18 protein-coding genes are annotated in these 26,400 nt (G+C 70.5%); 12 read left to right on the forward strand and 6 right to left on the reverse strand.

Annotated elements, in window-relative coordinates:
• Nucleotides 1-139 precede the first annotated feature (139 nt).
• Both ABD339_RS27215 and ABD339_RS27220 read right to left on the reverse strand, forming a co-directional pair.
• Nucleotides 140-2,047, reverse strand: coding sequence for a M4 family metallopeptidase (locus ABD339_RS27215; RefSeq protein ID WP_344569791.1), 1,908 nt, complete (start codon nucleotides 2,045-2,047; stop codon nucleotides 140-142).
• A gap of 357 nt (nucleotides 2,048-2,404) precedes the next feature.
• Nucleotides 2,405-4,060: an FAD-binding dehydrogenase gene (locus tag ABD339_RS27220; RefSeq protein ID WP_344569626.1), complete on the reverse strand. Its 1,656-nt coding sequence runs from the start codon at nucleotides 4,058-4,060 to the stop codon at nucleotides 2,405-2,407.
• A 169-nt stretch (nucleotides 4,061-4,229) separates the two neighbouring features.
• Here ABD339_RS27220 and ABD339_RS27225 point away from each other — a divergent pair, with 169 nt between their 5' ends.
• The 11 genes from ABD339_RS27225 (at nucleotide 4,230) to ABD339_RS27275 (ending at nucleotide 21,796) form a co-directional block, all read left to right on the forward strand.
• On the forward strand, nucleotides 4,230-4,772 hold the full coding sequence (locus ABD339_RS27225; protein WP_344569628.1) for an NUDIX domain-containing protein: 543 nt from the start codon (nucleotides 4,230-4,232) through the stop codon (nucleotides 4,770-4,772).
• A gap of 161 nt (nucleotides 4,773-4,933) precedes the next feature.
• The gene (locus tag ABD339_RS27230; RefSeq protein WP_344569630.1) at nucleotides 4,934-5,332 is read left to right on the forward strand and encodes a YidH family protein; all 399 of its coding nucleotides are present in this window, start codon (nucleotides 4,934-4,936) and stop codon (nucleotides 5,330-5,332) included.
• Entirely contained in the window at nucleotides 5,329-5,733 is a 405-nt protein-coding gene (locus ABD339_RS27235; protein ID WP_344569632.1) for a DUF202 domain-containing protein, read from the forward strand. The genes ABD339_RS27230 and ABD339_RS27235 overlap by 4 nt, the downstream gene beginning before the upstream one ends.
• 137 nt (nucleotides 5,734-5,870) lie before the next feature.
• The gene (locus ABD339_RS27240) at nucleotides 5,871-6,353 is read left to right on the forward strand and encodes a gluconokinase (RefSeq protein ID WP_344569793.1); all 483 of its coding nucleotides are present in this window, start codon (nucleotides 5,871-5,873) and stop codon (nucleotides 6,351-6,353) included.
• Nucleotides 6,354-6,553: 200 nt separating this feature from the next.
• Nucleotides 6,554-7,576, forward strand: a complete 1,023-nt coding sequence (locus ABD339_RS27245) for a phosphotransferase family protein (RefSeq protein WP_344569634.1) — start codon at nucleotides 6,554-6,556, stop codon at nucleotides 7,574-7,576.
• An 8-nt stretch (nucleotides 7,577-7,584) separates the two neighbouring features.
• Nucleotides 7,585-8,799, forward strand: a complete 1,215-nt coding sequence (locus ABD339_RS27250; protein WP_344569636.1) for an acyl-CoA dehydrogenase family protein — start codon at nucleotides 7,585-7,587, stop codon at nucleotides 8,797-8,799.
• A gap of 962 nt (nucleotides 8,800-9,761) precedes the next feature.
• Nucleotides 9,762-10,814: an NAD(P)H-dependent flavin oxidoreductase gene (locus ABD339_RS27255; protein ID WP_344569640.1), complete on the forward strand. Its 1,053-nt coding sequence runs from the start codon at nucleotides 9,762-9,764 to the stop codon at nucleotides 10,812-10,814.
• Nucleotides 10,811-11,833 carry a prenyltransferase/squalene oxidase repeat-containing protein gene (locus ABD339_RS27260; RefSeq protein ID WP_344569641.1) on the forward strand — a complete coding sequence of 341 codons (1,023 nt, stop codon included), beginning with the start codon at nucleotides 10,811-10,813 and terminating at the stop codon, nucleotides 11,831-11,833. Before ABD339_RS27255 ends, ABD339_RS27260 begins: the two co-directional genes overlap by 4 nt.
• The gene (locus ABD339_RS27265; RefSeq protein ID WP_344569642.1) at nucleotides 11,830-19,326 is read left to right on the forward strand and encodes an SDR family NAD(P)-dependent oxidoreductase; all 7,497 of its coding nucleotides are present in this window, start codon (nucleotides 11,830-11,832) and stop codon (nucleotides 19,324-19,326) included. Before ABD339_RS27260 ends, ABD339_RS27265 begins: the two co-directional genes overlap by 4 nt.
• Nucleotides 19,323-20,183 carry an alpha/beta fold hydrolase gene (locus tag ABD339_RS27270; protein ID WP_344569644.1) on the forward strand — a complete coding sequence of 287 codons (861 nt, stop codon included), beginning with the start codon at nucleotides 19,323-19,325 and terminating at the stop codon, nucleotides 20,181-20,183. Before ABD339_RS27265 ends, ABD339_RS27270 begins: the two co-directional genes overlap by 4 nt.
• 23 nt (nucleotides 20,184-20,206) lie before the next feature.
• The gene (locus ABD339_RS27275) at nucleotides 20,207-21,796 is read left to right on the forward strand and encodes a class I adenylate-forming enzyme family protein (RefSeq protein ID WP_344569646.1); all 1,590 of its coding nucleotides are present in this window, start codon (nucleotides 20,207-20,209) and stop codon (nucleotides 21,794-21,796) included.
• A gap of 284 nt (nucleotides 21,797-22,080) precedes the next feature.
• Here ABD339_RS27275 and ABD339_RS27280 read toward each other — a convergent pair whose 3' ends face one another.
• Genes ABD339_RS27280 through ABD339_RS27300 form a run of 4 tightly spaced genes read right to left on the reverse strand, consistent with a single transcriptional unit; the run spans nucleotide 22,081 to nucleotide 25,095 of the window.
• Nucleotides 22,081-23,061 carry an NADPH:quinone oxidoreductase family protein gene (locus tag ABD339_RS27280; RefSeq protein ID WP_344569648.1) on the reverse strand — a complete coding sequence of 327 codons (981 nt, stop codon included), beginning with the start codon at nucleotides 23,059-23,061 and terminating at the stop codon, nucleotides 22,081-22,083.
• Between the two features lie 20 nt (nucleotides 23,062-23,081).
• Entirely contained in the window at nucleotides 23,082-23,738 is a 657-nt protein-coding gene (locus ABD339_RS27285) for a TetR/AcrR family transcriptional regulator (RefSeq protein ID WP_425576112.1), read from the reverse strand.
• Nucleotides 23,739-23,758: 20 nt separating this feature from the next.
• Nucleotides 23,759-24,199: an AMP-binding protein gene (locus ABD339_RS27295; protein WP_425576113.1), complete on the reverse strand. Its 441-nt coding sequence runs from the start codon at nucleotides 24,197-24,199 to the stop codon at nucleotides 23,759-23,761.
• Entirely contained in the window at nucleotides 24,196-25,095 is a 900-nt protein-coding gene (locus ABD339_RS27300; protein WP_344569652.1) for an SDR family oxidoreductase, read from the reverse strand. The genes ABD339_RS27295 and ABD339_RS27300 overlap by 4 nt, the downstream gene beginning before the upstream one ends.
• A 402-nt stretch (nucleotides 25,096-25,497) precedes the next feature.
• Between ABD339_RS27300 and ABD339_RS27305 the strand changes: the two genes are divergently transcribed.
• Nucleotides 25,498-26,058 carry a hypothetical protein gene (locus tag ABD339_RS27305; protein ID WP_344569654.1) on the forward strand — a complete coding sequence of 187 codons (561 nt, stop codon included), beginning with the start codon at nucleotides 25,498-25,500 and terminating at the stop codon, nucleotides 26,056-26,058.
• Nucleotides 26,059-26,400: the final 342 nt, after the last annotated feature.

Genomic DNA, 26,400 nt, shown 5'->3' on the forward strand with positions numbered 1-26,400 from the left:
GGCCTGATGGTCCGGCCCAGACGGGCAGGCGGGCGTGCCGGTACGGAGGTACGGGTGCGCCCCGGAGACGCCGGCTGCGGTGTCTCCGGGGCGCGTTGGCCCGTGTTCCGCGCTCCGGGCGGCAGGGGGCCGACTGGGATCAGAAGGTGAGCTTCCAGGAGTTGATCGTGCCCGCGTCGGTGCGGTAGATGTCGGTGACGCGGAGCTTCCAGGTTCCGGACGCCTTCTCCGAGGAGGCGTTGACGGTGTAGGTGGCCTTGACGTTGTCAGCCGAGTCGGTGGTGCTGGTGTTCTTCAGCCGGTAGGCCGTGCCGTCGGGCGCGACCAGGTCGATGCGCAGGTCACCCCGGTAGGTGTGGGTGATGTCCACGCCCACCTTGAGGGTGCTGGGCGCGTTGCCGTCCCGGGTGACGCTGATCGGGGACTCGACGGTGCCCGGGTCGGGGATGCGGTAGGCGTCGGTGTTCTCGTACTGGTCACCGCCGCCGGGGTCGCCTCCGCCGGGCCGGGAGCCGACGTTGACGGCCGCCCAGGCGTTGGCCACGGCGGTGTACTGCGCGCTGCTCTGCCCGAACAGGTCGGCGGCGGCGGAGAGCGTGGTGGTGCGGGCCGCCGCGTAGTTGGTGTTCGAGGTCATCTTCTCGCTGAGCGCCTTGAACCAGATCTTCTCGGCGTCCTTGATGCCGATGCCGGTGACCGGGAGGTTGTCGTAGGTCGGCGAGTCGTACTTGACGCCGTTGATCTCCTTGGCCCCGCTGCCCTCGCTGAGCAGGTAGAAGAAGTGGTTCGCGACGCCGGAGGAGTAGTGCACGTCCACCCCGCCGATGCCCGAGTACCAGCTGTCCTTGGACGCGCCGTCCTTGCTGGGCTTGTCCATGTAGCGCAGCGGGGTGCCGTCGCCGTTGATGTCGATCTTCTCGCCGACGAGGTAGTCCCCCACGTCGTCGGGGTTGTTGGCGTAGAACTCGACGGCGGCGGCGAAGATGTCCGAGGTGCCCTCGTTCAGGCCGCCGGACTCGCCGCTGTAGATCAGCCCGGCGGTGGCGGCCGTGACGCCGTGCGACATCTCGTGCGCGGCCACGTCCAGGGAGGTCAGCGGCGCCTGGTTGCCGCTGCCGTCGCCGTAGGTCATGCAGAAGCAGGAGTCCTGCCAGAAGGCGTTGACGTAGTTGCTGCTGTAGTGGACCCGCGAGTACGCGCCGACGCCGTCGCCGCGGATACCTGAGCGGCCGTGCACGTTCTTGTAGTAGTCCCAGGTCTCCGCCGCCCCGTAGTGCGCGTCAACGGCCGCGGTCTGGGTGTTGGTGGCCGTCCCGTCGCCCCAGACGTCGTCGGCGTCGGTGAACAGGGTGCCGGTGCCGGAGGTGCCGCGGTTGAGGTTGTAGGTCTTGTGCCCGCCGCGCCCGGTGTCGTTCATGCTGTACGACCCGGCCGAACCCGAGGTACCGAGGGTGACCTTGCCGCTGTACTGGCTGTTGCCGGTGCCGTTGTGCACGCCCTGGTAGGAGAACAGCTTCTCGCCGCTGCGCGCGTCGGTGATCGTGTGCAGCTCGTTGGGCGTGCCGTCCTTCTGTGTGCCGCCGGCGACGGTCTCCCAGGCCAGCGTGGGCTTGCCCTGCGCCGCCCAGATGACCTTGCGGGGCTCGGCCGCCTCCTTCTTCAGGGAGGGGGCCTTCTCGGTCGCCTTGGTCGTGGCGACCTCGATCCTGGCCTTTGTCGCCTTGTCGACGCCTTCGATGGTGCCGCTCTTGGTCTCGTGGACCACCATGTCGCCGCCGAGTACGGGCAGTCCGTCGTAGGTCCGCTCGTAGCGGGTGTGCACGGAGCCGTCCGCGTTCTTCACGACATCGCGCGGCTTCAACTGCTCCTTCGCGCCGAGCTTCAGCGCCTTGGCGGTCTCGGCCCGGGTGTCGCTCGCCGCCTTGAGCAGATCGGCCCGCTGGGGTGCGGAGAGCTTGACGGGCAGCTCTCCGGCGTCCGGCTTGCCGAGCTTGCTCGTATCCGGCCCCGCCGTGGCGGTGCCGCTCTGCATGCCCATCGTGATCATCGCGGTCACGGCGAGCAGCGCACCACCGACAGTGGCACGTCTTCGGGGGGTGATTCGCTTACGCACGCTGAACTCCTTCTGCGAGAGATGGCAGAACTGGTGGAGCTGTGCACGTGTGGGAGGAAATCACCGAAGGGCCGCGCGAGTTGGCCGTGGGGGTGCGGCGCCTTGGCGTGCTGAACGATGGCACCAGCGGCGCGATGTGTCAGGTGCCTGTCACCAACTTGGCCAGAAGTCGTCCGTTGACCCCGATCCCGTGTCCGCTCACCGGACGGGCGCCTGCCAGCGCCTGCCAGCGCCCGCCCGCGCCTGCCGGCGACGGCCCGGAAAGCGCGGGGCGCCTTGCGGGGTGCCCGCTCAGGCCACGGCGCGTGCCGCCGCGCGGCCCGCTGTACGGCCCGAGAACAGGCAGCCGCCGAGGAAGGTCCCCTCCAAGGAGCGGTATCCGTGGACGCCGCCGCCGCCGAACCCGGCCGCCTCACCAGCGGCGTAGACGCCGGGCAGCGGTGCCCCGTCCTCGGTGAGCACACGCGAGGAGAGGTCGGTCTCCAGCCCGCCCAGCGTCTTGCGGGTCAGGATGTTGAGCCGCACCGCGACCAGCGGGCCCGCGGCCGGGTCGAGGAGGCGGTGCGGCGCGGCGACACGGATCAGCCGGTCGCCCAGATAGCGCCGGGCTCCGTGGATCGCCGTCACCTGGGAGTCCTTGCTGAAGGGGTTGCGGATCTCCCGGTCCCGCGCGGCCACTTCGCGGCGCAGCGCCTCCGCGTCGATCAGCTTGTCCCCCGTCAGCTCGTTCATCCGCCGTGCCAGGGTGGCCAGATCGCGCTCGACCAGGAAGTCCGCGCCGTGCTCCATGAAGGCCCGCACCGGGCCGGGCGGCCCACCGCGCCCCCGGCCGAGCACGTCCCGCACGGAGCGGCCGGTCAGGTCCGGATTCTGCTCGGAGCCGGAGAGCGCGAACTCCTTCTCGATGATCTTCTGATTGAGCAGGAACCAGGTGTAGCCGTGGCCGGTGCGCATGATGTGGTCGAGGGTGCCGAGGGTGTCGAACCCGGGGAAGAGCGGCACGGGCAGCCGCTTGCCGGTGGCGTCGAGCCAGAGCGAGGAGGGGCCGGGCAGGATGCGGATGCCGTGCCGCGCCCAGATCGGGTTCCAGTTCTCGATGCCCTCGGTGTAGTGCCACATGCGGTCGCGGTTGATGAGGCGTCCGCCCGCGCTCTCGGTGATGCCGAGCATCAGCCCGTCCACGTGCGCGGGCACCCCGCTGAGCATGTGCGCGGGCGGAGTGCCCAGCCGTTCGGGCCAGTTGGCGCGCACCAGCTCGTGGTTGCCGCCGATGCCGCCGGAGGTGACGATCACGGCCTGGGCGCGCAGTTCGAAGGAGCCGGTGGCCTCCCGGCTGCTGGCGGTGCCGCGCGCAGCGTCGCTGGCGGCCAGCGCTTCGCCGCTCACGGTATCGACGGCACCGCCGGTACGGGAGAGCCCCGTGACGCGGTGCCGGAAGCGCAGCTCGACCGTGCCGCGCGCGACGCCCGCGCGCACCCGCCGCTCGAAGGGCTCGACCAGCCCGGGTCCCGTGCCCCAGGTGATGTGGAAGCGCGGCACCGAGTTGCCGTGCCCGGCCGCCCCGTAGCCGCCGCGCTCGGCCCAGGCGACGACGGGGAAGATCCGTACGCCCTGCGCACGCAGCCAGGCCCGCTTCTCACCGGAGGCGAAATCGACGTACGCCTCGGCCCAGCGGCGCGGCCAGTGGTCCTCGGGGCGGTCGAAGGCGGCGGTGCCCTGCCAGTCCTGCCAGGCCAGCTCGTGGCTGTCCTTGATCCGCATGCGCCGCTGTTCGGGGGAATCGACGAAGAAGAGCCCGCCGAAGGACCAGTGCGCCTGGCCGCCGAGGGACTGCTCGGGCTCCTGGTCCAGCAGGATCACCCGGCGCCCCGCCTCGGCCAGTTCGGCCGTGGCGGCCAGGCCGGCGAGCCCGGCTCCGACCACGATCACATCGGCGTCGTACGCCATGCACTCCACCCTCTCGCGACGGACAGCACTGGAGAGCGCCCCTCAACGCTGGACAACGCTGAACAGCCCACCGTCCGGCACGGGGCAGCGCTGATGACTGGTGACCGGAGAGTAACCTCCCGCTCCGGCCGCTGGCACCCCCTGTGCCCCGTGGTGTTTGGATGGGCCCATGACGGATCAGGAGCGGCGGCGGGGCCGGGAGCGGCAACCGGCCCGTTCGGCCGATGAACTGCTGGACATCGTGGACGAGCGGGACCGGGTCGTCGGGCAGCGGCTGCGCGGCGAGGTGTACGAGAAGCGGCTGCGGCACCGCAGCACCTCCATCCGGGTACGGGACGGCGCGGGACGGATCTTCGTCCACCGCCGCACCCCCACAAAGCTGATCTTCCCCTCGATGTACGACGTGGTGGTGGGCGGCGTGGTCGGCGCCGGGGAGGACTACGACACGGCCGCGCTGCGGGAGGCCGAGGAGGAGCTGGGGGTCAGCGGGCTGCCCATGCCGGAGCGGCAGCTGAAATTCCTCTTCGAGACGCCGGATTACTCCTGGTTCCTCCAGGTGTACGAGGTGGTGTGCACGCTGCCCGTCCAGCCGCAGGCCGAGGAGGTCGAGTGGTGGGACTTCCTGTCCGAGGACGAGCTGGAGCGCAGGCTGCCCGGCTGGGACGTGGTTCCCGACGGCCTGGAATGTCACCGCCGGCTCAACGCCCGCTGACCGCCCTCGGCCCCTCTCCCGGCAGGCCCTCCGGCAGCTCCTCCGGCCGGCGCCTGCCGCCGCCCCCTTCGGCCGGTCAACAGGCTGCCGCCGACCGCCCGGTGATCGTCCACCCGCCGCCCGCCGGGGCCCCGCCGCAGGTCACCACGTACGGTTGAGCCATGTTCACGCGGCTCACCGAGACCCTGGGGCTGTGGCTCGCCCCCCAGCGGATCAGGGAGGAGGGCAGCACGCCCGACTACCGCTTCTCGCTGGCGAACGAGCGGACCTTCCTCGCCTGGATCAGGACCTCGCTCGCGCTGGTGGCGGGCGGCATCGCGGTGGACCAGTTCCTCACCGGCCTGCGCTGGGGCGTGCGCACCACCATCGCCATCGTGCTGCTGGCCGGGGCCGTGCTGTGCGCGCTGCGCGCCGTCAACCACTGGGTGCGCTGCGAGCGCGCCATGCGGCGCGGCGAGGACCTGCCCGCCTCCCGCTTCCCCGTGCTGCTGGCGCTGGGTACGGCGGGGGCCGCGCTGCTGGTGGTCGTCGTCGTGTCGATGGGGTGGGCGGGACTGTGAGCCCCCAGGGGCGGCGGGAGGCCGGATCCGGTCGGCGGCCGGAGACCTCTGGCGGACCGGAGACTCCGGTCGGGCCCGGCGATCCCCCCGGCCCCCCGGGCACCCCGGTGCGCGATCCGGGCGCCCAGCCGGAGCGCACGTGGTTCGCCTGGCGGCGTACGACGCTCGCCTTCGCGGTCGCCGCCGCGCTGGCGGCCCGCTCGGCGCTGCGCGACGCCACGGCCGTCCCCGTCCTGGCCGCCTGCCTCGGAGCACTGGCCTGGCTGGCCCTGCTCGTGACCGCGCACCGCCGCATAGGCGCCCTCTCCGGCACGCGCCCCGCGGCCATGGGGGCGCGCGAGGTGGGGGGCGTGCTGGTGCCGGTCCTGGTGCTGATCATCGTGGGAGTGATGACGCTGTGAGAGATCCGCGCGCGGAGGGGTCCGGGGCGGAGCCCGGGACCGGGGACCAGGCCGAGTCCGGAACGGGAACCGGGACCGAAGCCGCGACCGGGGCGGAACCGGGGGCCGTCGCCGGGCGGAAGCCGCTGGTGGTCGTCATGGGCGTCTCCGGCTCGGGGAAGAGCACCGTGGGCGCGCGGCTGGCACCCCGGCTGGGGGTGCCGTTCGCGGACGCGGACTCCTACCATCCGCGCGCGAACATCGAGAAGATGTCGGCCGGCATCCCGCTGACCGACGAGGACCGCGCCCCCTGGCTGGCGTCCATGGCCGACTGGCTCTCCCAGCACACCGGAAGCGGCGCCGTCCTGGTGTGCTCGGCGCTCAAGCGCCGCTACCGCGACCGCCTGCGGCAGGCGTCCTCGCGCCTGTTCTTCCTCCACCTGGACGGCTCCTACGAGCTGATCGCCGGGCGGCTGGCCGGGCGCGAGGGGCACTTCATGCCCGCCGGACTGCTGCGCTCCCAGTTCGAGGCGCTGGAGCCGCTGGCGGCCGACGAACCGGGTGCGGTGGTGCCGATCGACGGCACCGTGGAGCGGACGACGGCCCGAGCACTCGCCCTGACGGGCACCGCCCCGCGCTGATGCCGCCGCCCTGTCCACCGTGGCGGAAAGCGACAGCGGCAGACGGCACACGCGTCCAGCGTCAAAGCTTGTCAAGGCGTCAAGGCGTCAAGGCGTCAAGGCGTCAAGGCGTCAAGGGACGACCTCCCCCGGACTGCCTCTGGACTCCATACCGACTAGTCGGCATGATCGGGTGCGACCGACGCAGAGGAGCGCGCGCGATGAGCGAAGAGAACCCGCCCGGCCTCGACCTGGCACGGCTGGCCGAGCATCTGGAGCGTGAGCGTCCCGGGCTGGTGCGGGGCCCGTTGCGGGCCGAGGTCGTGCAGGGGGGCCGCTCGAATCTGACGTACCGCGTCACCGACGGCGCCGGCCGCTGGGTGGTGCGCAGGCCGCCGCTGGGCCACGTCCTGGCGACCGCGCATGACATGGCCCGCGAGCACCGGGTCATCAGCGCCCTGCGCGACACGCAGGTGCCCGTGCCGGGGACGGTGCTGCTGTGCGAGGACCCCGAGGTGATCGGGGCGCCGTTCTACGTGATGGAGCAGGTCGAGGGCACCCCGTACCGCACCGCCGGGCAGCTCGCACCGCTGGGCGCCGAGCGCACCCGGCGCATCGTCCTCGCGCTGCCCGAGACGCTGGTCGCGCTGCACGCGGTGGATCCCGCAGCGGTCGGGCTGGGCGACTTCGGGCGCCCCGAAGGGTTCCTGGAGCGGCAACTGCGGCGCTGGGGCAAACAATTGGAGGCATCCCGCAGCAGGGAGCTGGCCGGGGTCGAGGAGTTGCGCACCGCGCTGGGCGAGACGCTGCCGCTCTCACCGGCCCCGGCCGTGGTGCACGGCGACTACCGGCTCGACAACGTACTGGTGGACGCGGACGACCGGATCGCGGCGGTCCTCGACTGGGAAATGTCCACCCTCGGCGACCCGTTGACCGACCTCGGCCTGCTGGCGATGTACAGCGAACAGCAGGAGATGCCGGACTCCCCCGTCAGCACCACCAGCGGCGCACCCGGCCACCCCTCGGCGGCCGAACTGATCGAGCGCTACGCGCGGGCCTCCGGCCGGGATGTGTCACGGATCAACTGGTATACGGCGTTCGCCTACTTCAAGCTCGCCGTGATCCTGGAGGGCATCCACTACCGCTTCACGCTCGGCCAGACCGTCGGCACCGGCTTCGACCGGATCGGCTCCCTCGTCCCGGTGTTCATCGACAACGGACTCACCACCTTGCGGAAAGGCTGAGGCAGCACATGGACTTCGCATACGACGCGCGCACCGAAGAACTGCGCGAGCAGTTGCTGGCCTTCATGGCGGAGCGGGTGCGGCCCGCCGAGCCGGTGGCGCACGAGCAGCGGGCCGCGCTGGCGTCACCCTGGGACACCCCGCAGGTGGTACACGACCTCAAGGGCGAGGCGCGCGCGCGGGGCCTGTGGAACCTCTTCCTGCCGGACCCGGCCTATGGCGCGGGCCTCACCAACCTCCAGTACGCGCCCCTCGCCGAGATCACCGGGCACAGCCCGCAGCTCGCCCCCACGGCCCTCAACTGCGCCGCCCCCGACACCGGCAACATGGAACTGCTGGCCGAATTCGGCTCACCCGAGCAGCGCGAGCGCTGGCTGGAACCGCTGCTCGCCGGGGAGATCCGCTCGGCCTTCGCGATGACCGAACCGGAGGTGGCCTCCTCGGACGCGACGAACATCGGCACGCGCATCCGGCGAGAAGGCGATGCCTACGTCATCACCGGCCGCAAGTGGTACATCTCCGGCGCGATGAACCCCGACTGCCGGATCTTCATCGTCATGGGCAAGACCGACCCCGACGGTGCGGATGTGCGCCGCCAGCAGTCGATGATCCTCGTCCCGAGGGACACACCGGGAGTCGAGATCCGCCGTGCGATGTCCGTGTACGGCTACGAGGACCACGCCCACGGCGGACACGCGGAGGTCGTCTTCGACGAGGTGCGGGTGCCCGTCTCGCACCTCGTCGGCGAGGAGGGCGGTGGCTTCGCCATCGCCCAGGCCCGGCTGGGCCCTGGCCGCATCCACCACTGCATGCGGCTCATCGGCATGGCCGAGCGGGCGATCGAGCTGATGTGCCGGCGGGCGCTGGACCGTACGGCGTTCGGCAAGCCGCTCGCCCAGCAGGGCGTGGTGCGGGAGTGGATCGCGGATGCCCGCGTCCAGGTCGAGCAGCTGCGACTGCTCGTCCTCAAGACGGCCTGGCTGATGGACACCGTGGGCAACCGGGGCGCGCACACCGAAATCCAGGCCATCAAGATCGCAACGCCGCGCGCGGTGGTGAAAATCCTCGACGACGCGGTACAGCTTTTCGGGGCAGGGGGAGTCTCCCAGGACTTCCCCTTGGCGGAACTGTGGGCCGGCGCGAGGACGTTGCGACTCGCGGACGGCCCCGACGAGGTACACCAACGCTCGCTGGCCCGCCGCGAGTTGAGGCGGCACGCCTGACACCCTTGCCCTCGGGCCGAGATGCGGGCTTCAGCATGTCGGCCCGAGGGGGTTCTTGGCAGGGTTGTCCGGAGAGGCTGGTGATACCGGACTGCTCCCGGCCGCGCTCGACGAGGGTGGAGGTGCTGTCCGCGTCCTTCGGGCCGACGCCCGCGAACCCCCGCCACCGAGCGGGGGTTCACGCTCTCGTTGACCGCCTGAAGGTGATGCCGCCAGCTCATGATGAGCCCGCCCTGGCAACCCTGGGCGCCCCTCCTTTTCGGAAGCGATGGCTGACGGGGTCCTTCAGATGCGGTGACCGGCAGGAGCCGGGAGCGCTTCATTCCTGGTGCCCCTCCCGGCAAGCTTTGCCCCCCTCGCGCCGCCCGGCACGCACGCTCCTTGACGGGAAGGCATTGCCGGTCACGGCCTGATTGTCCGGCTGCGACCGTCCCGATCACCCTTTCGAACGCCTCCCCGGCAAGCGTCCGATCCCCCGGCCTGAAATCCGCCCCGCGCTGCTACAAATGTCTCGTTCGCCTCACCTCCTAGGACACGCCCTTAAATGGGACATTCCGATGGCTCCCGCAGTTCCTTTTCGGACAGCAAGACACTTGCCCAGATGACCTACCTACGCTTAAGCTGGATCGGCACTCGACAAAGCGGGACCCAGCTTCCAGGGCGATTCTTCACATTGGGCGCAGCGGGGCTGGTTTGGATAGGAGCGAACATGACCGAGCCCGTGCCTGTTGTCGTGTTACCGCCGATCCCGGCAATCGAATGCCGCGTCTTTCGCGATTTCCCGCATTGATTCTTTCGTCACTGATTCCTGTTTTCAGCCTCACCACATCGCCTGTCGTTCCATGGCGACCTCTTATCTGCCGGCTATTGTTCGGAAAATTCCAATGCCGACCGGCGGAGCGGAATTGCCAGATTTTCGACGGGGCGGCTATCGATTCCGCAGCAAGAGCCCAGGAGTAATAGTGCCCATATCGTCCCCGCTGGCCGATCGGATTGGTATCGAGTACCCGTTCATGCAGTCGGGCATGGGGGGTATCGGTCCGATAACCCTGGCCCGGCTGGCGGCGGCGATCTCCGAGGCCGGAGCGCTTGGCACTATCGCGCACCCGGCCATCGTGCTGGAACGCCCGGGCATCAGTGAGGACGAACTGTCGGCCTTGGTGGAGGAGGTCGTCGAGCAGGTCCTGGAAGGCATCCGCCTCGCCGTTTCGCGGACTGCCAGACCACTCGCGATCAACGTCCGGATCGCGCAGGAGCAGCCGGACGCCCCAGCGATCCTCGAAGCGATCCTGCGGGAGCGGGAGCGCGACCCACGGGTTCGCGATCAGCTGAGAGTGCTGACCACATCGGGCGGCCACCCGGCGATGTACGGCATGAACGAGCGTTTCCGCGAGTCCGGGATGCTGCATTTCCACGCGGTGTCCAACGTGCGGCACGCGCGGACCGCTCAGCGCGAGGGCATGGACGCAGTGATCGCCACCGGTTTCGAGGCGGCCGGGCACGTCGGACATGAGCCGGTGAACACGTTCGTACTGGTCCCGTCCATCGCCGCCGCGGTGGACCTGCCGGTACTGGCTGCGGGCGGCGTCGTCGACGGCACCGCGCTCGCCGGGGCGCTGGCACTGGGAGCGCAGATGGGGTACATGGGGACGCGCTTCCTCGCCTCGGAGGAGTCCGAGTACAACGAGGGCAACAAGAAGTACATCGTTTCCGCTCGGGAGACCGACACCGAGATCGTGCCTGCTTTCTTCGGTCCGGCACGTTTCATCAAGAACGGCTTCACCGAAGAGGTCCGAAAGCTTGAGGAGAACCATACTCCGCATTTCGAGCGGATGCGCATCGAGGGCGCTGCCATGCGGCGAGGAGCACTCGAAGGCGATATGGAAAACGGCATGATGGTGGGTGGGCAGGGTATCGGCCGGGTGGCCGAGGTTCTTCCTGCTGCCGAAATCGTGCGGCAAGTGGCCGCGGAAGCCGAGCAGGCGCTGGTCGACGCGCAGCGATTCATTCGATGACCGCTGGAAATACCCGGTTCACCTTCCCCCGCGGTGAATCAGAAGTAACGGGTCGGGTTGCCGCCGCCTTGCGCTATTTCGGGTCCTGTCAGCAGTCCGACGGAGCCATTCCGGACGGTTCCATCATCCGTTACCCGACGGCGAAGCTGCTCAAGTACTGGGACACCGTCAACGCTCTCAAGGCGATCGCGATATGGCGAGAGGTATCCGCAGACTGGGACGAGGGACGGGTCGGCCGGGTGCTGGCCTATCTCAAGGCCCAGGAGAAGCCCAACGGCATGATCAGCTGGGGCGAGTTGGAGGTCTCGTCCGCGGAGTTCTGCACCGAGACCAGCAGCGAGTACATCTCCGCTCTGACGCATCTGGGGCTGCGCGAGGAGGCCGGCGCGAAGGCCCGATACCTGCGCGCCCGGCAATCGCCCGCGGGATCGTGGTCGGAGGTCCACCCACACGTCCCCAAGGCGTTCCAGACGACCTCTTCGGTCACCGGCTTCGCGTTGATGGCGCTGTACGAGCTGGACGAGGAGCCGGCCTACCTGGACGAGGCCCTGGACTTCCTGGCGAAGGAGCAGACCAAGTCCGGCCACTTCGGCATCAATTGGTTCTACTACAACACCCACTACTACCTGGCCGGACCCGCGACGGCGGCGCTGGCCGCCTACGGCTGTCATTCGGCGGTGGCCGCCATCCGGGACTTCACGTTGTCCGACCAGCATCGGGACGGCTACTGGTATGCGGAGGTGGACGGCTTCAGCTCCACGATCTCCGGCGAACTCCAGACCGTCCTGGCTCTCCGGACACTGGTTGCCACGGGCGCCGGGCTCGATGACCCGGCAGTACGCAAGGGCCTGAACTGGCTGCTGCCGCAGCAGCGTGCCGACGGCTCCTGGAGCGGCGGCCCCTACCCGTACCCGGACACCGAGAGCTATCAGGAATTCCGCGCTCTGCAGGACGTGTTCGCCACTTCCCAGGTACTCATCCTGCTCGGCCGCCTCATGCGTAGAAAGGCGGAACAATGACCGACGCATTCACGGACCACGGCACGACGGAGCCCATCGCAATCGTCGGGATCGGCTGCCGGCTGCCAGGTGGCGTCGTCGATGCGGCTTCGCTGTGGGAGTTGCTGGCCGACGAGCGGGACGCGATCGTCCCGGTGCCCGCAGACCGCTGGGACGCCGACACCTATTACGCGCCGAGGCCGCAGCAGCCTGGACGGATGAACGCCCGGGAAGGCGGGTTCCTGGAGCGCGCGGACGGATTCGACGCCGCGTTCTTCGGCATCTCCGGCCGTGTCGCCGAACAGATGGACCCACAACAGCGGCTGCTGCTCCAGGTCGGCTGGGAAGCGCTGGAGGACGCCGGCATCCCACCGGACAGCCTGGCCGGGTCCCACGCGGGAGTGTTCATGGGCGCGTGCAGCCAGGACTACGGCGGTCTCACGCTGTCCGCCGCGGAGGCCGACGGCGCGGGTGCGCACTCCGCGACCGGCACGTTCATGAGTATCGTCTCGAACCGGTTGTCCTACGCGCTGGACCTCCGCGGGCCGAGTATGACGGTGGACACCGCGTGCTCGTCCTCGCTGGTCGCGGTGCACCTGGCGGTCAAGAGCCTGCTGGCGGGCGAGAGCGAGCTCGCGCTGGCCGGCGGGGTGAACCTCATGTTGACACCGCAGTTCGCCATCGCACTCAGCCAGGCGTCGATGCTTTCGCCTCAAGCGCGTTCCCGGGCGTTCGCCGCGTCCGCCGACGGCTACGTGCGCGGCGAGGGCGCCGGCGTGGTGGTGCTGAAGAAGTTGAGCGCCGCGCAGCGCGACGGGGACCGTGTACACGCGGTCATCCTCGGTTCCGCGGTCAACCAGGACGGCCGGACCCAGGGCATCACCGTGCCCAACGACCAGTCGCAGGAGGCGAACTTCCGGGCCGCTCTGTCGGTCGCGGGACTGTCCGGCGACGAGATCGGCTACGTCGAGGCGCACGGCACCGGGACACCGGTCGGTGACCCGCTGGAAGCCCAAGCGCTCGGCCGGGTACTGGGCGACGGACGCGCCGAGGATGACGTCGCCTTCATCGGGTCCATCAAGACCAACATCGGCCACCTGGAGGCTGCCGCGGGTATCGCGGGCCTGTTGAAAGCAGTGCTGGCGGTCAAGCACCGCAAGATCCCGGCCAGCTTGCACTTCGACGCGCCGAATCCGGCCATCGACTTCCGCGGCCTGAAGATCGACGTGCCCACCCGAATACGTCCGTGGCCGGATCACGAGCGTGCCGCCGCGAGCGTGAACTCGTTCGGCTTCGGCGGTACGAACGCGAACGTCGTGCTGGCCGAGGCGGAGCCGGAGCCCACCGAACCGGTGGGGCCGCCGTCGCCCGTGCCCTCCGTGCTCGTACTCAACGCACGCAGCGAGCAGGCATTGCGGGAGCTTGCGCTGCGGCATGCGACGCTGCTGGAACACAGCGCCCCCGACCTGGAGCAGCTGTGCGCGAACCTGGCACTGCGGCGCAGCGAGCACCCCCACCGGGTCGTGGTCCTCGCACACGATGCCGGGGAGGCCGGGCGGAAACTGCGCGACTTCGCCGCCGGGCAGAGCGGTCCGGGCGTGTTCCCCGGGCACGCCCGCGGCAGCCGGAGCGGCAAGATCGGGTTCCTGTTCAACGGCCAGGGACCGCAGTGGTTCGCGATGGCCCGCACCATGATCGGGACGAGCCCGCTGTTCGCCGCCAAGATCGACGAATGCGACCGGGTTGCCAGGGACTTCGTCGACTGGTCGATCAAGGAGGCGCTGCTCGCCCCGGACGCTGAGTCCTCCCCGGTGCAGCGCACCTACTGCCTGCAGCCGACCATGTTCGCGGTGCAGGTGGCCCTTGCCGAGCTGTGGAAGTCCTGGGGGGTCGTCCCGGACGGCGTCTGCGGGCACAGCATGGGCGAGATCGCCGCCGCGCACGTCAGCGGCGCGATCGACCTGCCGACCGCGCTGCGGATCATCTGCCACAGGGCGCGGATCCAGGAGGACGCCGATGAGACCGGCGGCATGATGTTCGTGGCGATGCCGAAGTCCGAAGCGCTCGCGCTCTGCGCGGAGCACGACGAGCTGTGGCTGGCCGCCGAGAACAGCCCCGCCGCCTCCACCTTGTCGGGCAGGCTGCCGCTGCTGCGGCGCCTGGAAGCGGAGCTGAAGGAACGCGGAGTCTTCGCGCGGGTCCTGCGGGTCAACTGCGCGTGCCACAGCGAGGACATGGACCCGCTTCGCGATCAGCTGCTGACCGAGCTGGCAGGGGTCCGCGGCCGGGACGGTGACATCCCGATGTACTCGACCGCCACGGGCAAGGCCGTCACGGGCGCCGAGCTGTCCACCGACTACTGGTGGAGCAACTTCCGTCAGCCGGTGCTGTTCGACCCCGCGGTCCGCTCGATGCTCGACGACGGTTTCGACTGCTTCGTCGAACTGAGCCCGCACCCCGTACTGATCAACTCGCTGAAGGAGATCACCGCGTCGGCCGGCGCGGACATCGTCGCGGTCTCGTCGCTGGCGCGCGAGAAGAACGACTGGGAGGTCTTCTTCGGCGCCTTCGCCGAGTTGGTCACCTCGGGCACGCCGGTGGACTGGCAGCGACGTTACGGTCCGCGGACCCCAGCACTGGACCTCCCGGTGAACCCCTGGATCGAGCAGCGCTACTGGAACGAGAGCGAGACCTCCCTCGCCTACCGCTCCGCCCGGCAGCGGCACCCGATGCTCAAGCGCATCGACGCCGCCCACCCCACATGGGAGATCAAGTGGGACGACCACCGGCTCACGTGGGTCAAGGAACACGACGTGCTCGGCTCAGTGATCGTTCCCGGCGCCGCCTACGTCGAAGCCGCGTTGAGCGCAGCCCAAGAGCTCACCGGTAAGCGTTGCGCGCTGGAGTACATCGAGTTCCAACGGGCCTGCGTGCTGGGCCCCGACGAACGGGAGATCACCAGGCTGGAACTCGACGAGGACTCCCGGACCTTCGAGTTCCACCACCGCCCGGTGCGGGGGACGGCCTGGACGAAGGCCGCCAAGGGGCGCTACGTACCGGCAGCCTCGGAACCGCACGGCGTCGTGGACCTGGACGAGGTGCGCGAGCGGTGCACCGAACGGCACTCCGCGCTGGACGTCTACGGCAACTTCCGGGACAAGGGCTACGTGTACGGTCCGGCGTTCTGCGGGATCTCGGCTCTGCACACGGCCGACGGTGAAGCGCTGGCCCGCATCGAGATCCCGCGCGTGCTGCGCCGCACCTTTGGTGACTACCTGTTCCACCCGGCGGTGCTGGACGCCTGTTTCCAAAGCGCGATCCTGCACTCCTCCCCGGAACGTCCCGGCGAGCTGCTGCCGTTCGCGTTCCTGCCCACCGGCATCGACCAGGTCCGGGTCACGGACGAGATCGACCTGCCGCTGTGGTGCCACAGCACGTCCCGCAAGCACGACGCCGGCGGGCTCTGCGTCGACATCCGGCTGACGGACGACGACGGCAACGTCGTGGCCGAGTACGTCGCGCTGCGCGGCAAAGTCGTATGGCAGCCGGGCTCCGCTCGCCGCGGAGTCCTGGACGATCTCCACGAACTGCGGTGGAAGTCCGCGCGAACCGAGGCCGTATTGCCCGGAGCGCTCAGGCTGCGCCCGGACGGCCTGTCGGCGCGGCTGGCGAACCCTGAGGTGCGGGCGGCGCTGCCCGCGGGAGCCATCGACGAGCGGTACCAGCTCGGTGTGCACCAGCTGTGTGCGGACTACACGTGGCTCGCCCTGTCCCGGTTCGGGATCCAGTGCCGTGAGGGGGAGACCTTCGGCGTCGCCGACTGCACCGGGCTGCTCCGGGAACATCGTCAAGCGTGGGAGCGCTACCTCGGGTTCCTGGTCGAGGACGGGGTACTGCGCGAGGACTTCGGGCGCTATCAGTTCACCAAGATCCCGGACTGCGATCCGGGGCCGAAGTGGGGCGAACTGCTCGCCGAGCATCCGGGCCGTATCTGGGAACTGCTGCTGCTGCGGCAGACGGGCAGCAACCTGCACGGCGTGCTGACCGGATCCGTTGACCCGCTGGAGTTGATGTTCGGCGACGGCGACGAGCGGATTGCGCCGATCTACGAGACCGCGCCCATGAGCCACCGCTCCAACGCGGTGCTGGGCGAGGCACTGCGGTCCCTGGTGGACGAGACCGACCCGGCGCGCACGCTACGGGTGCTGGAGGTGGGGGCCGGCACCGGGGGGCTCACCAGCACGGCCTTGCGGGTGCTGCCCGCCGACCGGAGTGAGTACACCTTCACCGACGTGTCGCCGACCTTCCTGGAGAAGGCCGAGGACCGATTCGCCGGTACCGGTTTCGTGGACTTCGCGACTCTGGACCTGGAGCACGACCTGGGAGCGCAGGGCTTCGCCCCGGGCTCGTACGACCTGGTGCTGGCGGCCAACGTCGTGCACGCCACCGGTGACCTGCGTGCTTCGTTGACGAGGCTGCGCGGGCTGCTCGCCCCGAACGGCGTGCTGGCGCTCGTCGAAGCCGTGCCGGGCAACCGGTGGCTCGACCTGACCTTCGGCCTCCTGTCCGGGTGGTGGGCCTTCCGCGACCTCAACCTCCGGCCGGCGGGGCCGCTCATCGGCGCCGCCGAATGGGAGGAGGCGCTGCGCAGCACAGGGTTCGAGGACGTGCTCGCGATCGCCGACCCCGGCGGGGAAACCGCCGGTGGGCAGACGGTCGTGCTGGGCAGCTCGCCAGGCGCGCCGGAGGTGGCGCGGCCGGCGGCGCCGGAGGTTTCCGGGCGGTGGTTGCTGGTCGACGACGGCTCCGGGCTCGCCGAAGAGCTGGCCGAGCGGATCTCGACCGCCGGCGGGGACCCGCTGGTCGTGAGGCCGCACACCGAGGAAGTGCGCATCGGCCGTCCCGAGGACTGGGAGCCGCTGCTGGCCGGCGGTTCGATCGAGCGCGTCGTCGTGCTGTGGGATTCCGGCCCGGTGCTCGACGAGACGACAGGCGAGGCACTACGGGAGGCGCTGCGGCGCAGTGGAACGATCGCCGTCGACCTGGTGGGGGCGCTACAGCGGTCGGTGGACGGAAGCTGGCCGCGGCTGCACCTGGTGACGCGGGGCGCGCATGCGTTCCGCAACGGCCGACCCCGCCCGGCCGGAGCCGGTGCCTGGGGTCTGTCGCTGGTGGCGGGGCTGGAACTGCCGGAGACCGGGTGCACCGCGATCGATCTTGACGAGCGCGGTGGCCCGGAGCAGGCCGACGCGCTGTGGGCTGAGCTGTGCCGGGAGGACGGTGAACGCGAAGTCGCGCTGCGCGGCGGTGAGCGGTTCGTGCGCCGCGTCCGTCCCGTGCCCGCCGAGTCGCTTCGCACGCCGGTGCGGGCGAGCGAACTGCCCGCCTCCGACGGTTTCCGCCTGACCAGTCCCGGTTCAGGAGCGCTCGACGCGCTCGCGTACACCGCGGTCCGGCGGGACGAACCGGGTCCCGCCCAGGTCGAGGTGGAGGTGGCCGCGGCGGGCGTCAACTTCCTGGACGTGATGCTCGCACTCGGCCAGGTGCCGCAGCTGGACACCGCCACCGACTTCCGGTTCGGCATCGAATGCGCAGGCACCGTCCGTGCCGTCGGAGCCGGCGTCACCGGACTCTCCGTGGGCGACCGAGTGGTGGCGATGAACAGCGCCCAGGGCGCGCTCGCCTCGCATCTGACGCTGGACGCGGACACGGTGGTTCCGCTGCCGGACGGGCTCGGACTCGTGGAAGCGGCCGGTTCGCCGATCGTGTTCCTGACCGCCTCGATCGCATTGCGGCGGCTGGCCCGGCTGGAGCCCGGGGAGCGGGTCCTGATCCACTCCGCGGCCGGCGGCACCGGCCTGGCCGCTGTGCAGATCGCCCGCATGGTGGGGGCGGAGGTCCTCGCCACGGCGGGCTCGGAGGAGAAGCGGGAGCTGTTGCGCTCGCTGGGCATACGGCACGTCTTCGACTCCCGCTCCGGGCGGTTCGCCGAGAAGGTCCGGGAGGCGACCGGCGGAGAAGGGGTCGATGTGGTACTCAGCGCCTCCGGTGCCGGGATGGCCGAGCGCAACCTGTCCTGCCTGGCCGCCTACGGACGGTTCGTGGAAATCGGCAAGCGGGACCAGGCGGAGGACCACAGGGTCGGCCTGCGGCCGTTCGCTCGCAACCTCGCCTACTTCAGCCTGGACCTGCGGCAGATGCTGCTGGACCGGCCGGCCAAGGTGCGTGCCGAGCTCACGGAGCTGCTCGGGCTGCTCGCCTCGGGTGAGCTGCACCCGCTGCCGTACCGGCTGTACGGTTCCGGACAGACGACCGCCGCGTTCCGTCAGCTGGCGGCCGGGCGCACCCTCGGCAAGAGCGTCGTACTGATCGACCAACGCGACCAGCTGGTGCACGTACCGGACGAGCCGGTCGAGGTCGCCGGCGGGACCTGGCTGATCACCGGCGGGTTCGGCGGCGTCGGCTTGGCCATGGCCGAATCGCTGGCCGACGCCGGAGTCGGGCATCTGGCACTGGTCGGCCGGTCCGGCGTGCCGGACGACGCCGCGGCCGACCGGGTCGAGGCGTTGCGGGCGCGCGGCGTGCAGGTCCTGACCGAGGCCGTGGACGTGACCAGTCGCGAGCAGGTACGTGGACTGCTGGACCGCGTCGCCGCGCAATTGCCGCCGCTGCGCGGTGTGCTGCACTCCGTGATGGTGCTCGACGACGTCATGCTGACCGGGATGACCCCGCAGAGCTGGTCGTCGGTCGTGGAGCCGAAGGCACTCGGCGCATGGCACCTGCACGAGCTCACCGAGGACCTCTCCCTCGACGCGTTCGTGCTGTTCTCCTCGGCCACATCGTTCGTCGGCAACGTCGGACAGGCCAACTACAGTGCGGCCAACGCCTACTTGGACCACCTCGCGGAAGCGCTGCGTCGCCGCGGCCGCCCCGCACTGGCGATCAACTGGGGCGCGGTCGCGGACGCCGGGTACGTCGCCGGCCGGGAGGACATCCGCAGGAACGTCGAAGCCAGTGGCATGCGCTCGTTCGGGATCGCGGACGGTTTCCAGGCGCTGCGGTCCACGCTCGGGGCCTCGGCGGCCCAGCTGGCGATCCTGCCGATGGACTGGGCGAAGTTCTTCCGACACCACGGCCAGGGCGTGCAGGATCAGCCCCGGTACGAGGATGTCCGCGACTCCGGCGGCGGAGGCGTGGACCCGGCCGCCACCGGCGGCTCGCTCAAGCAGCTGCTGGACGTGTTGTCCGCGGAAGAGCTGGAAGGACTGCTCTCGGAGCGGCTGCGCGGGCGGGTGGCGACGGTGTTGGGCATCCCGCTCGACTCACTGGACGACGACATGCCGCTGATGGACTACCTGGACTCACTTCTCGCGGTCGAGATCAGCGGCTGGATCGAGCGGGAGCTGGGCGTGAAGGTAACGATCATGGAACTGATGAAGGGCCCGAGTATCCGCCAGCTCGTCGGACAGCTGCGCGAACGGCTCACCTCCGCGTCGGCCGAGGTGGCCCGATGACCGACACCGCACTCGATCTCGCCGAGCTCGCAGTCCGGTTGCCCAAGTCCGGGTTGACGGTGCGCGGCTGGCACAACCGGGGCACCGGCGGCCCGCCCACGCTGTGCCTGCACGGGGTGCTGGACAACTGCGCCAGTTTCGTGCCGTTCCTCGAGCGCGCCGGAGACCTCGACCTCACGGCCATCGACCTGCCCGGCCACGGCCGCTCGGACCCGATCGGCTCGGTCACCTGCAACTACTACGACTACGTCGCGGCGATCCTGGAATTCGCGCAGCTCCAGGGCTGGGACACGTTCCGGCTGATCGGCCATTCCATGGGCGGCGCGCTGTCCACAGTGGTCGCCGGGGCGCACCCGGAGAAGGTGAGCAAGCTGGTGCTCATCGACGCGCTGGGGCCGGCCGCGGTTCCCGCCGACGAGACTCGCACAACCGTCGCCCGCTATCTGCGCGCCTTCCTGGACGGCAGGGAGGCACCGCGGTACCGCAGCATCGAGCAGGCCGTGCACGCGCGGATGCAGCTCGCCGACATCCTGCTGGACACGGCGGAGCGGCTGGTCGAACGGGACCTCGTCGCGGTAGGCGACGGGTACTCCTGGCGCACGGATCCGCGGATCAAGTACCCGCCGGTGCGCACCTTCGGCGAGGAGCAGGTGCTGGCGTTCATCCGGGCCATCACGGCCCCGACCCTGCTGATCAGCGCGACCCGGACCTCGCTGGTCGAGGACTACTACCCGCGCCGGATCGCGAGCGTCCCGGACCTGCGGCATGTGACCGTGCCCGGCAGCCACCACGTGCACATGGAGAACGCCGGGCCGGTCACCGAACTGATCACGAAATTCCTCGGAGCGGGAAATTGAATCGGACCAGAAGGCGGCCCGCCATGATTCCGGCGCACATCTCGACGGGACGGGAGCTGTGGAACTGGCGCGTCCAGCAGTCCCCCAACCACCCGTTCCTGCGTTTCGAGCACGAAGAGTGGACCTACGCCGAGTTCGACGAGGCGAAGGCCCGGTATGCCGCCGCGCTCGCGGGGCTCGACGTGGGGCCGGGAGTGTACGTCCTTGTCGCCATGGGGAACACGACACGGGCGCTGCTGGTGCATCTCGCGCTGATACAACTCGGCGCGGTCGTGGTGCCGTTGCAGAACGACCTGGCATTCGACGAGCTGCGCCACCAGATCAACCACAGTGAGGCCGAGATCCTGCTGGCCGATGGCCCCGTGAGCGCCGTTCTGCTGTCGCGGGCCGGCGAGTTCCGCCATGTGCGGCGCATCGTCACCGACGGGGGCCGCGCGGGCGGGCCGGAGTTCGCGGACTGGGAGTCCCACGAACCGCTGCCGTTCGGGCCGCTGGAGCACCACGACGCCCACTCCCCGGCGATGGTGCTGTACACCTCGGGAAGCAGCGGGAAGCCCAAGGGGGTCGTGCTGGACGCGGCTGCTTTCGTCTGCTCCGGCGCCGGGTTCGCCACCCACTTCGGCTTCACCGCCGAGGACGTCTACTTCCTGCCGCTCCCCCTCGCGCACGCGGTGGGGGCGCTGACCGCGCCCGCGATGGTCATCGCCGCGGGGGGAACGCTCGCGCTGGCGGACCGGTTCAGCCCTTCGGCGTTCTGGCAGCAGACGGCCCGGTCCATGGCCACTTGCTCGATCCTGTTCCCCGCGCACCTGAACCTTCTGCTGGAGACGGAGAAGGATGCGCCCGGCCCCGGCGAGCCCTCCCTGCGGCTGGTGATCACGCATGCCTGGAACGAGCGGTTCGCTGCCCGGTTCGGCGTGGAACTCGCGACCGTGTGGGGCATGACGGAGACCGGTGCCATGGCGACGGGCAGCGCCCCGGGGGCGGCCCGGGACCGCGAACCGGGCTACGTCGGCACTCCGATGCCCGACGTGGAGGTGGCGGTGTTCAACGCGGACGGCGAACGGCTGCCCGCCGGGCAACTCGGGGAAATCCGGCTGCGTCACCCCCACGTCATGCTCGGCTACCTGCGAGATCCGGACGCGACCGCGGAAGCCCTCATCGACGGGTGGGTGGTTTCCGGGGATCTGGGCGAGGTGCGGCCGGACGGAGCCGTGTACTTCCTGGGACGCAAGAAGAACATGATCAAGCGCTCCGGGGAAAACATCGGTCCCGGCGAGATCGAGGACGCTCTGCTGGCCCATCCAGCGGTGGTGGAGGCGATCGCGTTCGGAGTCGCGGACGAGGTCCGCAGCGAAGAAGTCGCCGCTGTCGTAGTGGTCCGGTCGGAGGTCGGCCCGGAGGACTTGCTCGCCACGGCGAGTGAACACCTCGCCCCCCGGAAGCTCCCACGCTACCTACAGCTCTCCACCGAGTACCTGCCCCGGCGGCTCAACGGGAAGATCGACCGGTCGCGCATCGTGGAGGAGTTCTCCCCGGAGGCAGTGGACCTCCGCGCCGCCCGACCCCGCGAGGGGCGGACACGAATCGGCCCCCAGCGGCAGGAGAGTTGAACGGTCTACCGCGGTGAGCGTGATGCCGTGGTGAGATCGGCCGCCCGTCGTGTTGTAGCGGCCCGGTGGAACGCGCCGCTACAACACGACCGCGGACGACACCACGCCGACCTCACACGGCTCGATGATGCGGTTCAAAGACGCCTCGCGCGCCTCTCCTCGACCACGGTCCAGGAATCCGACGGGAATCGTCCGACAGCCCCCAGGGAGGCGCAAACTGTCCGACAGCCCAAAAGGGGGCGGAGCACCGCAGCCGAAATCGGTTCGGGGGGCCGCCCCCTGCCTCAGTCCGGATCGATCGCGGGTGTCACGACCACCCGCCCCGTGGTCACCCCGTCGAACACCCGCTGAACCGCATCCGCCGCCTCCCCCAGTGCCGCCCGCTCGCTCACCAGCGGGCGAATGGCACCATCGGCGGCAAGCCGCGAAAGCTCCTCGTGACACGCCACGATCGCCTCCGGCTCGCGCTGCGCGTAAAGCCCCCAGTGGAGGCCGAGGATGGAGTAATTCTTCACCAGAGCGTGGTTGAGCCCAGGCGTGGGCACCGCCCCACTGGCAAAGCCGACAACGACGATCCGGCCCTCGAACGCCACGCACTTCACAGACTTCGCATAGGCGTCCCCGCCCACCGGGTCGTAGATCACATCCGCGCCCCGGCCCCCGGTGGCCTCCTTGACGGCGGCGACGAGGTCATCGGCACGCCGGTCAATGACCACATCACAGCCCAGGTCGCTCGCGGCCTGGGCTTTCGCGGGGCCGCCCACGACACCGATCACCGTGGCGCCCGCGGCCTTCCCCAGTTGGACGGCGGCGCTGCCCACGCCGCCCGCCGCCGCGTGCACCAGCAGGGTTTCGCCTTCGCGCAGGGCCGCGCGGCGGTGCAGGCCGAACCAGCCGGTCTGGTAGCCGATGTGGAGGGCGGCTGCCTCCGCGTCGTCCAGGGCGCCGGGGGCAGGGAGGGCCGTCCGCGCGGTGATGACGGTGCGTTCCGCGAAGGCGCCGGCGGGCAGTACCGGCTGGCCGAGGACGCGTTCGCCCGTGCGAGGACCGGCGAGGATCTCGCCGCACAGTTCGACGCCGGGGGTGAAGGGGAGGGAGGGGCGGATCTGGTATTCGCCCCGGCAGAGCATCGCGTCGGGGTAGTTGACGTTGGCGGCGAGTACCCGTACCAGGAGCTGGTCCGGGGCCGGTTCGGGCTCGGGTATCTCCTCCAGCCGCATCACCTCGCGCGGTTCGCCGTTGGTGTGGACGCGCCATGCCTTCAACGGAAAGTCCCTTCGTAGAGCTATGGGCGCAGCGCACGCAGCAGCAGGTCGGCCAGGTGTCCGGCGACCTGCTGTGGCGTGAGGCGCCCCCCTGGGCGGTACCAGCTGCTGAGGTGGTGCACGGAGCCGAAGTGGTAGTCGACCACCAGGTCCGCGGGGGTGGCGGTGCTGAAGACGCCCGCCTCCTGGCCCTCTTCCACGAGCGCCCGGAACCGCTCGTGGTAGTGGCGGCGCTCCGCGCGCACCTGCTTCTGCTTCTCGGGGGAGAGCTGGTGCATGGAACGGAAGAAGATCATGGCGTCATCGAGGTTGTCGATGGTGGTGACGACGACGTCCACGGCTGCCTCGCGGAGGCGCTGTTCGACTGGGGTTTCGCTGTCCGCGAGCGCGTCGAGCCGCTCCGTCTGGAGCCGCAGCAGCCTGCCGTAGATCTCGTGCAGCAGGTCGTCCTTGGAGCCGAAGTAGTGGTAGAGCGCGCCTTTGGTGACGCCTGCCGCCTCGACGATCTCCTGGACGGAGGTGCGGTCGTAGCCGCGCTCGGCGAACAGGCGGGTGGCGGCGGCCAGGAGGCGCTGGGGCACGGGGGCCGTATTCGGCGGGGCCGCCGGTTCAGCCCGTTCCGCCGGCCCGGCCGCGTCCCTCCGTGCGGGGCGTCTCGCACCGTCTGTGGCCGCCATGGCCGTCACCTGCCTTTCGTTCACGCGCTCCCCCGGCGGGATCGCAGTTCCCGCCGCAAGATCTTCCCACTGGTGGTCTTGGGCAGGTCGGGGAGAATCTCGACCTCGCGCGGGTACTTGCAGGCGGCCAGCCGCTCGGCGCAGTAGGCGGCCAGTTCCCGGGGAGCCACGTCGGCCAGCACGAAGTGCGGGGTGTTCTGGAGCATGAGGGCCAGCCGGTCGCCGCACCGCAGCCCGGTCGCCGCGAGGTGGGCGGCGATGCCGTCGCTGAGCGCGTCGGTCTCCGCGTAGGTGAGCCGCCCGTCGAAGTAGGTGAGCGCGGTGCGTTCGGGCACCTCGCGGACCGCCGCGCGGAAGGCGTGCAGGACGGTCTCCGGTGGGGTGACGGGGGCCCGCTGGGCCTCGTTGAGCTGGGCGAGCCAGGGCTTGTCCTCGTACGCCGGACGCGCGCGGGCCGTCATGCGCGCCCCTCTCCTCCGCCGACGACGCTGGGCGCGCCGGCGCCGCCGGTCCCTCCGGCCGCGCGGGCGCCGCCGGTTTCCCCGGCCGCCCCGGTCCCGTCCCCGGCGCGTGCGCGGCGCTCGACCTTCTGCTGGAGGTGGTTCATGGCGCTCAGCCAGGAGTCGGGGTCGCCCGCGCGTGCGGTGTAGTGGCGCGCGGTGTCGGGGTGCGGCAGGACGAGGAAGCGCCCTTCGGCGAACGCGGCGAACAGCGCGTCGGCGACGGCCTCCGGCGGGATGGCGCCGGGCTTGAGCACCACGTCCCCGGCCACTCCGGTGCCCGCGAGCATGTCGGTGCGCACACCCGCGGGACAGATGGCGTGGACGTCGATGCCGCGGTGCCGGTAGGTGACCGACATCCACTCGGCGAAGGCGAGCGCCGCGTGTTTGGTCACGCTGTAGGGCGCGGAGCCGACCATGGTGAGCAGCCCGGCCGCCGAGACCGTGGAGACGAAGCGGCCCCGACCGCGCTCCAGCCAGTGCGGAACCAGCTCCCGCGCGGCGCGCACATGTGCCATGACGTTGAGGTCCCAGGCCGCGCCCCAGTCCGCGTCCGGGGTCTCGGGGCCGCCCTCGGTGCCGATGCCCGCGTTGGCGCAGAAGGTGTCCACGGTGCCGCCGAGCGCCTCGCGGGCGGCGGTCACGATGGTGGCGGCGTCACCGGGAACGGCGATGCCGCCGATCTCCTCGGCGACGGCGCGGGCGGCGACCGGGTCGATGTCGTTGACGGCGACCCTGGCCCCTTCGGCCGCGAACCGGCGGGCCAGGGCCGCCCCGATGCCGCCGCCCGCGCCTGTGACGACGACGCTCTCGCGCGGTGACTCCCCCGGCTGTGACTTGTGCGGCTGCGACTCCATCGGCTGCCCCTCTGCCTGATCCGCTGGTCACGTTCGTTCCGCCGGGCAGACTAACCGGTCGGTATGTTGTGACGGAAGAGGCCGCCCGCACCTTCCGCCCGCCTCGGCGCGCACCTTCCGCCGGCCTTCGGGAACGGCAGCGGGCAAGGGCTCGTTCTCCTGGTGTGTGCGGCGCGCGGCGTCGTGTACGCGTGACAGGCGGGTATCCCACAAGCGGCTGCGGCCGGTGGGACACGGATACGTCCTCCGGAGGAATAGAGGGCCACATGCGGGGTATTCCGCCACGCCATAGCAAGCTGCGCGCACCCCGCGCGAAAAAGCATCGCCGGAGAGGGATCCAAAGCGAGGGGCAGTACGTCACATCCCCGACGACTCGGGTCCTCTCCGCCGGAGGTGGGATGATTGGCCGGTTTCAGAGCGCTCGCCCAACAAGTCCGTGACCCCGAGAGAGAGCCGTCGCAGCGTCGGCAGGCTCTCCGTAAATGCCTGGAGCGGTTCGCGCCGTATGGCCACCGCGCCACCTGGCACCACCTGTGCCGCAACGCCGGGTTCCCTCCCGACGAGCGCGAGCCCGACCCCGCACTGCTCCTCACCGCGCTGGAGGAGTTGGAGGAGGCCCGCGCGGTGTGGCTCGCCTACGAGTCCGAAGTGGCGGCCCGCCGCAGACGGGAGAAGCGCAAGGGAATCAGACAGCCCACGGCCCTCGACGAGTGGCACCGCATGACATGGGGCGGCAGGTCGCTGATGCGCTGCGATCCCTCCCAGCCGCCCACTCCCCGGCTGGCCGAAGTGCTGCGCCGCATGATCAAGGCGATGGACGAGGAGGACGACGCCCGCGCGCCTCGCCGTGAGGTCCGCACGGAAGTGCGGACCGACACCGGAAGGCGCGAGGCGCGCAACGCGCACCGCCAGAAAGGGAGTTCCCGGCTGGGCTGGGGAGCCGCACTCCCCTCCCAGGGCTGAGCTGGACTCCCGAACCGGCCCGCTGACCTCGGCCGTCCGCCGGGACCACTGACCCGGACTCCCGGCCCGGACCGCCGACTTGGACTTTCGACCAGTGCCCGCGAACCTGACCGCCTGCCCGCCGACCACACCCGCCGACTTGACCTCGCGCCGGATCCCCGGCCGGATCCGCCACCGGGCCCCGACCAGGCCCGCGACCAGACCCACGACCGGGCCAGGGTTCTCTCGTGCGGATCTCCGCGGGTCCGCGACGACAACTACGGCACCTCGCCGCGTTGTCGGAGCATCCGAGTACGCCCAGTACGAGGAAGCTCCTCCGCCTTGCGAGGCACCGCATCCGAC

The organism is Streptomyces axinellae, from assembly GCF_039532135.1.
GTDB lineage: Bacteria > Actinomycetota > Actinomycetes > Streptomycetales > Streptomycetaceae > Streptomyces > Streptomyces axinellae.

Excerpts from the sequence above, each read along its gene's own strand:
- ABD339_RS27215 (WP_344569791.1), bottom strand. The coding sequence starts at position 2,047 with ATGATCACGATGGGCATGCAGAGCGGCACCGCCACGGCGGGGCCGGAT.
- ABD339_RS27220 (WP_344569626.1), bottom strand. The coding sequence starts at position 4,060 with ATGGCGTACGACGCCGATGTGATCGTGGTCGGAGCCGGGCTCGCCGGC.
- ABD339_RS27225 (WP_344569628.1), top strand. The coding sequence starts at position 4,230 with ATGACGGATCAGGAGCGGCGGCGGGGCCGGGAGCGGCAACCGGCCCGT.
- ABD339_RS27230 (WP_344569630.1), top strand. The coding sequence starts at position 4,934 with ATGTTCACGCGGCTCACCGAGACCCTGGGGCTGTGGCTCGCCCCCCAG.
- ABD339_RS27240 (WP_344569793.1), top strand. The coding sequence starts at position 5,871 with ATGGGCGTCTCCGGCTCGGGGAAGAGCACCGTGGGCGCGCGGCTGGCA.
- ABD339_RS27245 (WP_344569634.1), top strand. The coding sequence starts at position 6,554 with ATGAGCGAAGAGAACCCGCCCGGCCTCGACCTGGCACGGCTGGCCGAG.
- ABD339_RS27250 (WP_344569636.1), top strand. The coding sequence starts at position 7,585 with ATGGACTTCGCATACGACGCGCGCACCGAAGAACTGCGCGAGCAGTTG.
- ABD339_RS27260 (WP_344569641.1), top strand. The coding sequence starts at position 10,811 with ATGACCGCTGGAAATACCCGGTTCACCTTCCCCCGCGGTGAATCAGAA.
- ABD339_RS27265 (WP_344569642.1), top strand. The coding sequence starts at position 11,830 with ATGACCGACGCATTCACGGACCACGGCACGACGGAGCCCATCGCAATC.
- ABD339_RS27270 (WP_344569644.1), top strand. The coding sequence starts at position 19,323 with ATGACCGACACCGCACTCGATCTCGCCGAGCTCGCAGTCCGGTTGCCC.
- ABD339_RS27275 (WP_344569646.1), top strand. The coding sequence starts at position 20,207 with ATGATTCCGGCGCACATCTCGACGGGACGGGAGCTGTGGAACTGGCGC.
- ABD339_RS27285 (WP_425576112.1), bottom strand. The coding sequence starts at position 23,738 with ATGGCGGCCACAGACGGTGCGAGACGCCCCGCACGGAGGGACGCGGCC.
- ABD339_RS27295 (WP_425576113.1), bottom strand. The coding sequence starts at position 24,199 with ATGACGGCCCGCGCGCGTCCGGCGTACGAGGACAAGCCCTGGCTCGCC.
- ABD339_RS27300 (WP_344569652.1), bottom strand. The coding sequence starts at position 25,095 with ATGGAGTCGCAGCCGCACAAGTCACAGCCGGGGGAGTCACCGCGCGAG.